The 14,014-nt window shown below is 50.8% G+C and carries 13 protein-coding genes and 2 tRNA genes; 14 read left to right on the forward strand and 1 reads right to left on the reverse strand.

The window, feature by feature from the left end:
* Window positions 1–203 precede the first annotated feature (203 nt).
* Complete coding sequence (greA, locus tag WN56_RS11360) at window positions 204–677, forward strand: transcription elongation factor GreA (RefSeq protein ID WP_046075110.1); 474 nt, start codon at window positions 204–206, stop codon at window positions 675–677.
* Window positions 678–780: 103 nt separating this feature from the next.
* Here the strand turns inward: greA and yhbY are convergent, their stop codons facing one another.
* Entirely contained in the window at window positions 781–1,077 is a 297-nt protein-coding gene (gene yhbY / locus WN56_RS11365) for a ribosome assembly RNA-binding protein YhbY (protein ID WP_046075111.1), read from the reverse strand.
* A gap of 204 nt (window positions 1,078–1,281) precedes the next feature.
* Here yhbY and rlmE point away from each other — a divergent pair, with 204 nt between their 5' ends.
* The 13 genes from rlmE (at window position 1,282) to rpsO (ending at window position 13,901) form a co-directional block, all read left to right on the forward strand.
* A complete protein-coding gene (gene rlmE / locus WN56_RS11370) occupies window positions 1,282–1,911 on the forward strand; it encodes a 23S rRNA (uridine(2552)-2'-O)-methyltransferase RlmE (protein ID WP_046075112.1) in 630 nt (209 codons plus the stop codon).
* 51 nt (window positions 1,912–1,962) lie between these two features.
* Window positions 1,963–3,912 carry an ATP-dependent zinc metalloprotease FtsH gene (gene ftsH, locus WN56_RS11375; RefSeq protein ID WP_046075113.1) on the forward strand — a complete coding sequence of 650 codons (1,950 nt, stop codon included), beginning with the start codon at window positions 1,963–1,965 and terminating at the stop codon, window positions 3,910–3,912.
* A 62-nt stretch (window positions 3,913–3,974) separates the two neighbouring features.
* Window positions 3,975–4,826, forward strand: a complete 852-nt coding sequence (gene folP, locus WN56_RS11380) for a dihydropteroate synthase (protein ID WP_046075114.1) — start codon at window positions 3,975–3,977, stop codon at window positions 4,824–4,826.
* Window positions 4,826–6,163 carry a phosphoglucosamine mutase gene (glmM, locus tag WN56_RS11385; RefSeq protein ID WP_046075115.1) on the forward strand — a complete coding sequence of 446 codons (1,338 nt, stop codon included), beginning with the start codon at window positions 4,826–4,828 and terminating at the stop codon, window positions 6,161–6,163. The genes folP and glmM overlap by 1 nt, the downstream gene beginning before the upstream one ends.
* Window positions 6,164–6,340: 177 nt before the next feature.
* Window positions 6,341–6,679, forward strand: coding sequence for a preprotein translocase subunit SecG (secG, locus tag WN56_RS11390; protein ID WP_046075116.1), 339 nt, complete (start codon window positions 6,341–6,343; stop codon window positions 6,677–6,679).
* A gap of 7 nt (window positions 6,680–6,686) precedes the next feature.
* A tRNA-Leu gene (locus WN56_RS11395) sits at window positions 6,687–6,773 on the forward strand.
* A 63-nt stretch (window positions 6,774–6,836) separates the two neighbouring features.
* Window positions 6,837–6,913: transfer RNA gene (locus tag WN56_RS11400), tRNA-Met, on the forward strand.
* Between the two features lie 422 nt (window positions 6,914–7,335).
* On the forward strand, window positions 7,336–7,791 hold the full coding sequence (rimP, locus tag WN56_RS11405; RefSeq protein ID WP_046075117.1) for a ribosome maturation factor RimP: 456 nt from the start codon (window positions 7,336–7,338) through the stop codon (window positions 7,789–7,791).
* Between the two features lie 21 nt (window positions 7,792–7,812).
* A complete protein-coding gene (gene nusA, locus WN56_RS11410) occupies window positions 7,813–9,300 on the forward strand; it encodes a transcription termination factor NusA (RefSeq protein WP_046075118.1) in 1,488 nt (495 codons plus the stop codon).
* Between the two features lie 21 nt (window positions 9,301–9,321).
* Window positions 9,322–12,039, forward strand: a complete 2,718-nt coding sequence (gene infB, locus WN56_RS11415; RefSeq protein WP_046075119.1) for a translation initiation factor IF-2 — start codon at window positions 9,322–9,324, stop codon at window positions 12,037–12,039.
* A gap of 86 nt (window positions 12,040–12,125) precedes the next feature.
* The gene (gene rbfA / locus WN56_RS11420; RefSeq protein WP_046075120.1) at window positions 12,126–12,518 is read left to right on the forward strand and encodes a 30S ribosome-binding factor RbfA; all 393 of its coding nucleotides are present in this window, start codon (window positions 12,126–12,128) and stop codon (window positions 12,516–12,518) included.
* A gap of 3 nt (window positions 12,519–12,521) precedes the next feature.
* Entirely contained in the window at window positions 12,522–13,478 is a 957-nt protein-coding gene (gene truB / locus WN56_RS11425; protein ID WP_046075121.1) for a tRNA pseudouridine(55) synthase TruB, read from the forward strand.
* A gap of 153 nt (window positions 13,479–13,631) precedes the next feature.
* Window positions 13,632–13,901: a 30S ribosomal protein S15 gene (rpsO, locus tag WN56_RS11430; protein WP_046075122.1), complete on the forward strand. Its 270-nt coding sequence runs from the start codon at window positions 13,632–13,634 to the stop codon at window positions 13,899–13,901.
* The last annotated feature ends 113 nt before the right edge of the window (window positions 13,902–14,014 follow it).

Here is a 14,014-nt window from a genome sequence, read left to right on the forward strand (position 1 = left end):
GCCAGGCCGTCAGCTGGGCTGGGGGCGAAGCGGATAGCCGATGGATGGCTCACGCTATCACCGGATCAGAGATGATTTTGCGCGAATTCTTGTTTACAATCTAAAAAAAGCGTTGAATTCCGCCGCGTCCAGATACTCTGTTTGGGCGTGGCTTTGTTTTGCCAAAATCCCTTTGCTGTGGATTGAAAGAGGTAATGTCATTTATGGATAAAGTGCCAATGACCGTACGCGGTGAGCAGCTGCTACGAGAAGAGCTAGACAAGTTGATCAAGCGTCGCCCTGAGATCTCCAACGCCATTGCAGAGGCGCGTGAGCTCGGCGACTTAAAAGAAAACGCAGAATATCATGCGGCTCGTGAAGAGCAGGGCATTTGTGAGGCGCAAATCCGTGACATCGAATACAAGCTGTCGGTGGCACAGGTGATTGATGTCACTAAGATGCCGAATAATGGCAAAGTGATTTTTGGCGCGACGGTCACCTTGATTGACGTGAGCACTGACGAAGAAGTGACCTATCGGATCGTGGGTGATGATGAAGCCGACATCAAAGCGAATTTGATTTCGGTGAATTCTCCCATTGCTCGCGGCCTGATTGGTAAAGAAGAAGGTGAAGAAGTGAGCATCACCACCCCAGGTGGCGTCAAAGAGTTCGAAATTGATAGCGTCGATTACGTGTAGGAAAGTGTTACGGAATGTAACTTTTCTCCGATGCTGACACAGTAAAAAGGCCGCAATGCGGCCTTTTTGTTATGCTACAGCACGTATTTGATCACACAGGTGATTATTTGCGTGGTAATTCAATTTTGCGTGCGTCGCTTTGGCGATAAATGACCAAAGTTTTACCGATTACCTGCACTTTTTCGGCGCCTGTTTCCCGTAGGATCGCGTCGATAATCAGGTTTTTGGTCTCACGGTCTTCAGAGGCCACTTTCACTTTAATCAGCTCGTGGTGGTCAAGCGCAAGCTCAATTTCAGCGACCACGGCTTCAGTTAAACCATTGGCGCCCATTAAGACTACAGGCTTAAGCGGGTGAGCCAGTCCTTTGAGATACTGTTTTTGTTTGGTGCTGAGTTTCATGTTGGCTCGATTTCTATTTGCTAGGGGTTGAAAACATGCCATTCTAACGCCATCTCACCACAAACTGAAACAGTAGAAAGTGGGCAGATGCCATGCACGTCGTCTGCTGGGTGAGAGTGAGTCTGTCTTTGAGAATAAACTAACGCACACAATTGCCTGAATTTTATATGAATGTGGTGCATTGGCGGGCGTAGTAGGAACAACATGGCGAATAAAAAACACTCTGCCAGCTCAGGACGCTGGCTGAAAGAACACTTCGACGATAAGTACGTTCATGAAGCGCAGAAAAAAGGATATCGGTCTCGGGCTATTTTTAAGCTAGAAGAGATTCAGCAAAAAGATCGCATCTTGAAACCGGGAATGACAGTGGTCGATCTGGGCGCTGCGCCTGGAGGTTGGTCGCAATATGCCGCGACACAAGTCGGTGACGACGGGCAAGTGATTGCTTGCGATATCCTACCCATGGATCCCATGCCAGGTGTTAGCTTTCTTCAAGGGGATTTTCGCGAACAAGCGGTGCTCGACACCTTGCTCGAGCGCATTCAACCCAACCAAGTTGATGTGGTGATGTCTGACATGGCGCCAAACATGAGCGGCAATCAGGCAGCCGATCAACCCAAAGCGATGTATTTGGTCGAACTGGCATTAGATATGTGCCGTGAAGTGCTGGGGCCGAAAGGCAGCTTCGTGGTAAAAGTTTTTCAAGGCGAAGGCTTTGATCAGTATTTGGCCGAGGTGCGTAAAATGTTTACAGCGGTCAAAATTCGAAAACCCGACTCATCCCGTGCAAGGTCGCGAGAAGTCTACATTGTGGCTACAGGTTATAAACTGTAGTACCCTTACATTTATCTATCTCAGTTATGCGAGGCTAACACCTTGAGTGACATGGCAAAAAACTTGATTCTGTGGCTGGTTATCGCCGTTGTCTTAATGTCTGTGTTCCAAAGCTTTGGACCAGGGGACAGCGCCGGTCGTCAAGTCGACTATACCTCTTTCGTACGCGAAATCGGCAACGATCAAATACAGGAAGTAAAATTTGACGATCGTGAGCTGAGTGTCACCCGGCGTGACGGCTCACGCTATGTCACCTTTATGCCTGTGATGAATGATCCAAAGCTTTTGGATGATTTGCTTAACAAAAACGTGCGCGTGAAAGGGACGCCACCTGAAGAGCCAAGTATGTTGGCATCGATCTTCATTTCTTGGTTCCCAATGCTACTGCTTATCGGGGTATGGATTTTCTTCATGCGCCAGATGCAAGGTGGTGGCGGCAAAGGCGCCATGTCTTTTGGTAAATCAAAAGCCAAAATGATGAGTGAGGAGCAGGTTAAAACGACCTTTACTGACGTTGCAGGCTGTGATGAAGCCAAAGAAGACGTAAAGGAGTTGGTAGATTACTTGCGCGACCCAAGCCGTTTCCAAAAGTTAGGGGGTAAAATCCCAACCGGCGTATTGATGGTCGGCCCTCCGGGTACCGGTAAAACCTTGCTAGCCAAAGCGATTGCGGGTGAAGCCAAAGTACCGTTCTTTACCATTTCCGGCTCCGATTTCGTGGAAATGTTCGTAGGTGTGGGTGCATCACGCGTCCGCGATATGTTCGAGCAAGCGAAGAAAGCCTCACCTTGCATCATCTTTATCGATGAAATCGACGCTGTCGGTCGTCAGCGTGGCGCTGGGCTTGGCGGAGGTCATGACGAGCGTGAGCAGACCTTGAACCAGATGTTGGTCGAAATGGATGGCTTTGAGGGCAACGAAGGCGTTATCGTCATTGCAGCGACGAACCGTCCAGACGTGTTGGACCCTGCGCTATTGCGTCCTGGTCGTTTTGACCGTCAAGTGGTGGTGAGTTTGCCAGATGTGCGTGGCCGTGAGCATATCCTCAAAGTACACATGCGCAAAGTACCGCTAGGCAATGATGTCGATGCGTCACTGATTGCGCGCGGTACGCCGGGCTTCTCAGGGGCTGACTTGGCTAACCTTGTTAACGAAGCAGCATTGTTCTCTGCGCGTGGTAACAAACGTGTCGTATCGATGGTCGAGTTTGAACTGGCGAAAGACAAAATCATGATGGGTGCAGAGCGCCGTTCAATGGTGATGTCGGAAGAAACCAAAGAGTCAACCGCCTATCACGAAGCAGGTCACGCAATTGTTGGTCGCTTGGTGCCTGAACATGACCCTGTGTATAAGGTATCCATTATCCCACGTGGACGTGCATTGGGTGTGACCATGTACTTGCCTGAGCAAGACAGGATCAGCATGTCGCGTCAGCACCTCGACTCGATGATTTCAAGCCTTTATGGCGGACGCTTGGCCGAAGAGCTGATATACGGCAAAGAAAAAGTCTCGACGGGGGCGTCGAATGACATCGAGCGAGCGACGGATATTGCTCGCAAAATGGTCACGCAGTGGGGCTTCTCGGAAAAATTGGGTCCGCTTCTGTATGCAGAAGAAGAAGGCGAAGTCTTCTTAGGACGCTCGGTCGCGCAAACCAAGCATATCTCCGATGAGACAGCCCGACTCATTGACGCTGAAATTCGTGGCATCATCGACCGCAACTACGATCGCGCCAAGCAAATCTTGGAAGAAAACCTCGATATCATGCACGCGATGAAAGATGCCTTGATGAAGTACGAAACCATTGATGCAGCGCAGATTGATGATCTGATGGCTCGCCGTGACGTGCGAGAGCCCGCAGGCTGGGAAGGCGGTAATGGCGGTTCATCTTCAGATGATACGCCGAGCAAACCGGATGCCTCGAAAGCGAGCGAGTCTGACGAGCAATCTGACGACAAAAAACAAAAACCGCTTGATTCAGAAAACCAATCTGAAGCGTAAATCCCCATGAATGCAAACCCCGATACGTCGGGGTTTTTTTGATCGTGCTTGGAAACAAACACATGCAAATAACCCACAAGAATAACGCACTCCCCCTTACTCGCCCTGTCATCATGGGTATCTTGAATGTGACGCCGGACTCTTTCTCAGATGGCGGCCTGTTTCAGCACCGCGATATAGCGGTTGAGCGAGCGATGCAGATGCTAGCCGACGGCGCCACCATTTTAGATATTGGTGGCGAGTCGACACGCCCAGGTGCTGCTGATGTAGAAGAGCAAGACGAGATCAATCGTGTTGTCCCAGTCATTGAAGCGATTCGTGAGCAATCTGATTGTTGGATTTCGATTGATACCAGTAAGGCTGGTGTGATGCGTGCCGCAGTAAAAGCAGGCGCCAATCTCATTAATGATGTGCGAGCGCTGCAAGCGCCTGGTGCGTTGGAAGCGGCAGCGGATCTGCAAGTGCCTGTGTGCATCATGCACATGCAAGGACAACCACGGACAATGCAAGCGGCCCCTGACTACCAAGATGTCGTGGGGGACGTGAAAGCGTTTTTAGCAGCACGTATCGAGGCCTGCACTGAGGCGGGGATCCGTCGACAGAATATTATTCTAGATCCCGGGTTTGGTTTTGGTAAGACGTTGGCGCACAACTATCAGCTTCTCGCGGATCTCGACGCTTTTCATGACTTCGGGTTGCCTGTATTAGCAGGGATGTCACGCAAGTCAATGATTTACAAGATGTTAGAAAAAACGCCGCAGGATATTCTGGGCGGTAGCCTTGCTTGTGCCACCTTAGCTGCGGCGAAAGGCGCACAAATCATTCGCGTTCACGATGTGAAAGAAACCGCTGATGCACTCAAGGTAGTCGCCATGACAGCGCATGTAAAAAATGGATTAGGAGAAGAAAAATAATGACAGAGCGTAAGTATTTTGGCACCGATGGTGTGCGTGGCAAGGTGGGAGAGTTTCCCATTACACCAGAGTTTATGCTAAAGCTTGGTTGGGCGGCAGGTCGTGTGTTATCACAACAAGGCACACGTAAGGTTCTGATTGGTAAAGACACGCGCATTTCTGGGTATATGTTAGAGTCGGCGCTGGAGTCGGGGCTCTCTGCGGCGGGTCTAGAAGCCGCCTTTACCGGCCCCATGCCGACACCTGCGATTGCCTACTTAACCCAAACGTTCCGCGCGGAAGCTGGGATTGTGATCTCGGCGTCACATAACCCGCATTATGATAACGGGATTAAATTCTTCTCCTCAGAAGGCACTAAACTGGCTGATGAGGTTGAGTTAGCGATTGAAGCTGAGCTGGAAAAAACACTGACTTGTGTCGAGTCGGCTGAGTTAGGTAAAGCCAGCCGCATTAATGACGCGGCCGGGCGTTACATCGAGTTTTGTAAAGGTACCTTCCCGAGCGCTTTAAGCCTGAGTGGCTTAAAAATTGTGCTCGATTGTGCTCACGGTGCCACCTATCACATTGCGCCTTCTGTGTTTCGTGAACTCGGTGCGGAGGTGACCACCATTGGCTGTGCGCCCAACGGTACCAATATAAACGATGAGGTGGGGGCCACGGACGTTCGTGCGTTACAAAAACAAGTCCTCGAACAAAAAGCGGACTTAGGCATCGCTTTTGACGGTGATGGCGACCGCGTGATCATGGTGGATCACCTTGGCAACAAAGTCGACGGCGACCAAATTGCGTATATTATCGCCCGCGAGAGCCTGCGCCGTGGTGAATTGAAAGGCGGTGTCGTTGGTACCCTGATGACTAACATGGGGATGGAGCTTGCGCTTCAGTCTCTCGGCATTCCGTTTGCGCGCGCCAAAGTGGGCGACCGTTATGTGATGGAAAAGCTGCAAGAGAAAGGCTGGCGGATCGGTGCAGAAAACTCGGGCCACGTCATTGTGCTGGATAAGGTCACGACCGGTGATGGTATTGTCGCCGCGTTGCAAGTGCTGGCGAGCATCGCCGCGACAGGGATGGATCTCAAAGCCTTAAGCGATGGCATGACGCTACTGCCCCAGGTGTTAGAGAACGTCCGTTTTAGCGGCACGGTTGACCCGTTACAAAGCGCGCCTGTGCTGGCAGCTAAAGCCAGTGTCGAGGAAAAGCTGGGCGAACAAGGACGTGTACTGTTGCGTAAATCGGGCACTGAACCTTTAATCCGAGTGATGGTGGAAGGGCCTGAGGCCGACAACGTCCACGCTTATGCGCTTGAAATCGCAGAGGCGGTGAAGGCGAATTGTTGATAACGGTCGAGCGGGTGGTCATAGATTGCGCAAACAGCGTCGAAATCAAGGTTTTTTGCAATTTCCTCTTGTTTCGTCACCGCGCTTTCGCTAGTATTCACCCGCTCCCAACGAAGGGGGCTGCGCTGGCTGAGAAGTAACACTGCCGGCTCAACAACCTGGAGCATAGGTGGAACCATGTACGAAATTCTACTTGTGATTTATCTGTTGGCCGCAATCGGTGTAATTGGCCTGGTTCTGGTTCAGCAAGGTAAAGGCGCAGATATGGGAGCCTCGTTCGGGGCTGGAGCATCAAATACAGTATTTGGCTCTGGCGGCTCTGGAAACTTTTTGACCCGAATGACAACCGGTTTTGCAATTGCATTTTTTGCTCTGAGTTTGGTGCTTGGTAACCTCACTGCACATAAGCCTGAAGCAAAAGGCGGTTTTGAAGATTTAAGCGAGCCTGCTACACAACAGCAAGCGGCGCCTAAAGAGGACGAAATCCCTGTTGATAACAGTGAGATCCCTCAGTAAAAATTGAGCCGAGGTGGTGGAATTGGTAGACACGCTATCTTGAGGGGGTAGTGCCTTTATAGGCGTGCGGGTTCAAGTCCCGCTCTCGGCACCAAGTTCACAAAGGGCATTTGCTTGCACCTTTGTTGCAAAAAGCGATATAATAGTCGCCATCGGACGCGGGATGGAGCAGTTTGGTAGCTCGTCGGGCTCATAACCCGAAGGTCGGCGGTTCAAATCCGTCTCCCGCAACCAATTTTAGGTTGGTGAAGTGAAATATCAGGTTGAACGCAATCAACACGACCTTCGGTCGGCGTCGTTGCACGGCGCGATAAAATCCGCTTCCCACAACCAATTTCAAGTTTGTTGTTAACATAACGGCTAAACTGAATAACGCGTTAGCGTTTCTTACTAAAGCCACGCTAACCGGGCTAGCCACGTGCTAGCCTTTTTGCCCTCGGGGCAGCACGAAGCGGACCAATAAGCCTTTGTGCAGAGAGTTACTCTCTCGTTATTGCTGAGATGATTCCGACACCAGCGATAACGGCTACGCTACTGGCGTAGCATCAGGGTCCAGTTACATTAAACCCCGATTTTCGGGGTTTTTTGTTATCTGAAGAAGACCATTCGGATAGTAACTGGGCTTTTAAGCCCTTTTTTTATTTCTGGGGTTTGGAATGACAGGATTAGAGAAACAACTGACTGAACTTTTGGCCGCGCCAGTTAAGGCGTTGGACTACGAGTTGGTTGGGCTTGAATTTGTTCGAGCTGGCCAACATTCGACACTGCGTATCTTTATTGACCATGAAAATGGCATTACCGTCGACGATTGTGCCGACGTGAGCCGTCAAGTGAGCGCAGTGTTGGATGTAGAAGACCCAATCACAGTGGCTTACAACCTAGAGGTGTCATCTCCAGGTGTTGATCGTCCACTGTTCACCGCTGATCATTATCAGCAATTCATCGGGCATGAAGTGAACATCGTGCTGAAAATGGCTATGCAAAACCGCCGTAAGTGGAAAGGAGAAATCCTTTCTGTCGATGGCGATACCATCACGGTTCGCGTTGACGGCCAAGATGAGGCGTTTGCCTTGAGTAATATCGCCAAAGCAAACCTGGTTCCTTCATTTTAAGAGTAAATGAGGCATTAGTAGATGAATAAAGAAATCTTGGCTGTTGTCGAAGCGGTCTCAAACGAAAAAGCCGTTCCGCGTGAGCGTATTTTTGAGGCACTGGAAACCGCACTGGCAACGGCAACCAAAAAGAAGTACGAAGCCGACATTGATGTACGTATCGCCATTGATCGCAAATCCGGTGAATTCGATACTTTCCGTCGTTGGCTCGTGGTTGACGAAGTGACACAGCCTACGCGTGAAATCACGCTAGAAGCCGCACAGTACGAAGACGAAACCTTAGAGTTGGGTGGCTACGTTGAAGATCAGATTGAATCTGTTGCCTTTGACCGTATTACCACTCAAACGGCTAAGCAAGTGATCGTACAAAAAGTGCGTGAAGCTGAACGTGCGCAAGTGGTTGAGCAGTTCATGGACAACGAAGGTGAACTGGTTACCGGTGTGGTCAAGAAGGTTAACCGTGATGTGATCATCGTTGACCTAGGCAACAACGCGGAAGCGGTTATCCAGCGTGAAGATCAACTGCCGCGTGAAAACTTCCGCCCGGGTGATCGGGTACGTGGTTTACTCTACGCCGTCCGTCCTGAAGCACGTGGCTTCCAACTGTTCATGACTCGCTCAAAGCCGGAAATGCTGAGTGAGCTGTTCCGCATTGAAGTGCCAGAAATTGGCGAAGAAATGATTGAGCTGATGGGCGCGGCGCGTGACCCTGCTTCACGGGCAAAAATTGCCGTGAAAACCAACGATAAACGCATTGACCCTGTGGGCGCCTGTGTGGGTATGCGTGGTGCGCGTGTGCAAGCCGTATCGACCGAGTTGGGTGGTGAGCGTATTGATATCGTGTTGTGGGATGATAACCCGGCGCAGTTTGTGATCAATGCCATGGCACCGGCCGACGTAGCCTCTATCATCGTCGATGAAGACACGCACTCCATGGATATTGCCGTTGCGGCGGATAACTTGGCGCAGGCGATTGGCCGTAATGGTCAAAACGTCCGTTTGGCATCTCAACTAACCGGTTGGGAACTGAACGTGATGACGGTTGAAGATCTACAGAAAAAACACCAGGAAGAAGCGCAAGCCTCTGTCGAATTGTTCGTGAAGTACCTCGATATTGACGAAGACTTTGCCGAAACCTTGGTGGAAGAAGGGTTTACCACCCTTGAAGAAGTGGCCTATGTGCCAACCAGCGAAATGCTCGAAATCGATGGACTAGATGAAGACACCGTCGAGATTTTGCGCGCACGTGCCAAAGAAGCGTTGACCACCATCGCGCTGGCACAAGAAGAGTCGCTGGGAGATGTTGAACCTGCCGAAGATTTGCTGGCACTGGATGGTCTTTCTCGTGAAATGGCCTTTAAACTCGCCGCTAAAGGCGTGAAGACCTTGGAAGATCTGGCTGATCAAGGTACTGACGATCTGTTAGATATCGACGGATTAGATGAGACCAGTGCAGGTGGGCTGATTATGGCCGCGCGTAATATCTGCTGGTTCAGCGACGAAGCGTAAAGACGGCAAAGGAGGAGCAGAATGTCAGAGGTTACAGTACATACACTGGCGAAGGAAATTGATACGCCAGTCGATCGTCTGCTGAAGCAGTTTAAAGAAGCTGGTATGCAAAAGTCGGCTGACGATCAGGTAAGCCAAGATGAGAAACAAGCTTTGCTCGCGCATTTAAAGCGTGAGCACGGTGATAACGGCAATGCTCCGACGCGTCTGACGCTTCAGCGCAAGAAACGTAGCACACTGAGCGTGTCAGGGGCTGGCGGAAAGAACAAAGATGTCCAAGTTGAGGTGCGTAAGAAGCGTACCTATGTGAAGCGTAGCGACCTTGAAGAGCAAAAGTCAGCGCAAGAAGCGGAAGAGCAAGCGAAACGCGAAGCCGAAGAAAAAGCGCGTCTAGAAGCCGAAGAGCAAGCGAAACGCGAAGCAGAAGAGAAAGCCAAGCGTGAGGCGGAAGAAAAAGCCAAACGTGAAGCAGAAGAGAAAGCCAAACGCGAAGCCGAAGAAAAAGCTAAGCGTGAAGCCAAGCCGCAAGCGCAACCGAACACTGAGCAGTCTAAAGAAAACGCAGCGGATACTGCTGCAGCTCAAGCTGCTGATGCGCAAGCGAAGAAAGAAGCTGATGAACTTAAGCGTCGCCAGGAAGAGGAAGCCAAGCGTAAAGCTGAAGAAGAAAGTCAGCGGCAGTTAGAAGAGGCACGCAAAATGGCAGAAGCAAATCAAGAACGCTGGTCAGATCAAGACAAAGCACTCAATACCATGGAGGCGGCTGATCACCATACAGTCACTTCCGAGTATGCCCGTGAGGCAGAAGACGAGGCGGATCGTCGCGAAGAAAGTGCCGCCCCGCGTCGTAAGAAGAAGAAAAAAGCGAATGCCGCTGAGGATAAAACCACTCGCGGCCGTCGTGGCAAAGGTGGAAAAGGCAAAGGCCGCATGGCTAAGCCATCATCGATGCAGCATGGTTTTAAAAAGCCAGCGCAGAAAGTAAACCGTGAAGTTGAAATCGGCGAAACCATCACCGTAGCGGAGCTGGCCAACAAAATGGCTGTTAAAGGCGCCGAAGTCATCAAAACCATGATGAAAATGGGTGCGATGGCGACTATTAACCAAGTGATCGACCAAGAAACCGCGCAACTAGTGGCGGAAGAAATGGGCCACAAGGTTATCCTACGTAAAGAGAACGAGCTGGAAGAGGCTGTACTCTCGGATCGTGATAGCGATGCACCTGTCGCACCACGTGCGCCGGTGGTAACTATCATGGGTCACGTTGACCACGGTAAAACCTCGCTGCTTGACTACATCCGTAAAGCGCACGTTGCGACGGGCGAAGCGGGCGGTATTACCCAGCACATCGGTGCGTATCACGTACAAACCGACAATGGCATGATCACCTTCTTAGATACCCCTGGACACGCCGCGTTTACCGCGATGCGTGCACGTGGTGCGGGTGCAACGGATATCGTTGTCTTGGTGGTTGCAGCTGATGATGGCGTGATGCCACAAACCAAAGAAGCTATCCAGCACGCGAAAGCGGCAGGTGTGCCTTTGATTGTTGCCGTCAACAAGATGGATAAAGAAGGCGCTAACCCTGACAGCGTGAAAAACGAGCTAGCACAGTATGACGTTATCCCAGAAGAATGGGGTGGTGAAAACATCTTTGTGCATGTTTCGGCAAAACAAGGCCAGAACATTGATGGCTTGCTTGAGTCTATCTTGCTGCAATCAGAAGTGCTTGAACTGAAAGCGGTCGAGCAAGGCATGGCGCGCGGTGTAGTGGTTGAATCACGTCTTGATAAAGGCCGTGGTCCTGTCGCGACAGTGCTGGTTCAAGAAGGTACCTTGAACAAAGGTGATATCGTTCTGTGTGGCTTGGAATATGGCCGTGTCCGTGCGATGCGTGATGAGAATGGCCAAGACGTAGAGCATGCGGGGCCGTCAATTCCGGTTGAGATCCTCGGTCTGTCTGGTGTGCCAGCAGCGGGTGACGAAGCCACGGTTGTGCGTGACGAGAAGAAAGCCCGTGAAGTGGCGCTGTATCGTCAAGGCAAGTTCCGTGACGTGAAACTGGCGCGTCAGCAAAAAGCCAAACTGGAGAACATGTTCTCGAACATGGCTGAAGGTGAAGTGGCTGAGCTGAATATCGTGCTGAAAGCGGACGTTCAAGGCTCTGTCGAAGCAATTGCTGATTCACTGGTGAAACTGTCAACGGATGAAGTGAAAGTGAAGATCGTCGGCTCAGGTGTCGGTGGTATCACTGAAACTGACGCTGTCTTGGCCGCTGCGTCTAATGCGATCATTTGTGGCTTTAACGTCCGTGCGGATGCGGCGGCGCGTAAGACCATTGAAAATGAAAGCTTAGATCTGCGCTATTACTCTGTCATCTACACCATGATTGATGAAGTGAAACAAGCGATGAGCGGTATGCTTGCGCCTGAGTTCAAACAAGAAATCATCGGTCTGGCAGAAGTACGCGATGTCTTCAAATCACCGAAACTGGGCGCCATTGCCGGGTGTCAGGTTTCTGAAGGTGTGATTAAGCGTAACAACCCAATCCGTGTACTACGTGAAAACGTGGTTATCTACGAGGGTGAGCTAGAATCACTGCGTCGCTTCAAAGATGATGTGAACGAAGTGAAAAAAGGCTACGAGTGTGGTATCGGCGTGAAGAACTACAATGACGTTCGCGTTGGTGACCAGATTGAAGTCTATGAAACGGTTGAAATTCAGCGCTCAATCGACTGATTAAGCGTATAAATCAACCAGGTTGTTTGGATACACCGTGGGGGGAGGCGCATGCGCTTACCCCCATTTTATTGAGAGAAAAGAAAATGGGTAAAGATTTTAGCCGCACAGACCGCGTCGCCCATCAGCTGCAAAAAGAAATTGCACTGATACTGCAGCGCGAGATTAAAGATCCGCGTATTGGCATGGTCACTGTCTCTGATGTTCAGATTTCACGTGATTTGGCGTACGCGAAGGTTTTCGTCACGTTTTTAACCGTTGACGAGCAAGCACCGACAGAAAGCCTCAAAGCCCTCAATGAAGCGAGTGGTTATATCCGCTCTTTGGTTGGAAAGGCCATTCGTTTGCGTGTGACCCCAGAGCTGACGTTTGTGTTTGATGAGTCACTCACTGAGGGAATTCGTATTTCCAACTTGGTAAGCAAAGCGGTGCGCAGCGATGATGAGCGCCGTGGTGAAGATGACAAAGGTGAGGAGTAACAGATGGCGCGTCGTCAACGTCGTCGAGGTCGTCCAGTCGATGGCATTATCCTGCTCGATAAGCCCACGGGCATGACCTCTAATGATGCCTTACAAAAAGTAAAACGCATCTTTTTTGCCGAAAAAGCAGGCCATACGGGCGCACTTGATCCACTCGCAACCGGTATGTTGCCCATTTGCCTGGGCGAAGCCACCAAATTCTCCCAGTTTCTGCTCGACTCTGATAAGCGTTATCGCGTGGTCGCAAAGCTGGGTGAGCGGACGAACACCTCTGACGCCGATGGTGACGTGGTGGAAACCCGAGATGTGAAAGTTAACCTAGGCTTACTCGAGCGTTGTATTGCTAAGTTCCGGGGTGAAACCCAGCAAATTCCTTCTATGTTCTCGGCGCTGAAGTACCAAGGGAAACCTTTGTATGAATACGCGCGCCAAGGTATCGAGGTGCCGCGTGAAGCGCGTACCATCAAGGTGTATCAGATCGAATTGCTGCGCTTTGAAGGTGACGAGATAGAAATGGAAGTGCATTGTTCCAAGGGCACTTATATTCGCACTATCGTCGACGATCTGGGTGAAATGTTGGGCTGTGGGGCGCATGTGACGGCCTTACGTCGTACTGGCGTATCAGCCTACCCAACGCGCCAGATGGTGACGCTTGAGCAACTGGAAAGCTTGCTCAATCAAGCCAGAGAGCAAGAGATCCAGCCTAAGCAGTTGCTCGATCCTTTGTTGCTGCCACTCGATACCGCGGTACAAGACTTACGTGAAATTAACTTGCTGCCGGTGATGGCCAGCTATGCATTGCAAGGGCAAGCGGTTCAAGTGCCCAATGCTCCCACGAGTGGTTTTGTTCGCTTAACGGCGGGCGATGAGCGTCACTTTATTGGAGTGGGAGAAATTGACGCCGATGGCTTGGTAGCACCGCGTCGTTTGGTGGCCAGTCGCCAGCCTGACGCACGCTAGAAACATGATGCCTTTGCGCGTGGTGACGGTAAAAAGAGGCGTGGATAGATTGCTACCTTAGACGAAAGTCAGTAGAATACGCGCCTTCGGGCACCGGCTGAATCAGAGATTGGCTGGTGCATGATAATCACACACTCTTATTAGGAGAGCATTATGTCTCTGACTGCAGAAGCAAAAGCACAAATCGTTGCTGATTTTGGTAAAACTGAGAACGACACTGGTTCACCAGAAGTTCAAATCGCCCTTTTGACCGCATCAATCAACGATCTGCAATCGCACTTCGCTGAGCACAAAGGTGACCACCACAGCCGTCGTGGCCTGCTACGCATGGTTTCACGTCGTCGTAAGCTGCTGGACTACCTGAAAAAGAACAACGTTGACCGTTACTTGGACGTTATCAAGCGTCTAGGCATCCGTCGCTAAGATTCTGGAGAAAAGGGAGCTCAGGCTCCCTTTTCTTTTGCGATAAAAAACGCGCCACCGGAGTTATCCGTGGCGCGTTTTTTTATTTGACGCTATCTTGATTCTTCGCCTTG

Source organism: Salinivibrio sp. KP-1, from assembly GCF_000968645.1.
Lineage (GTDB): Bacteria > Pseudomonadota > Gammaproteobacteria > Enterobacterales > Vibrionaceae > Salinivibrio > Salinivibrio siamensis.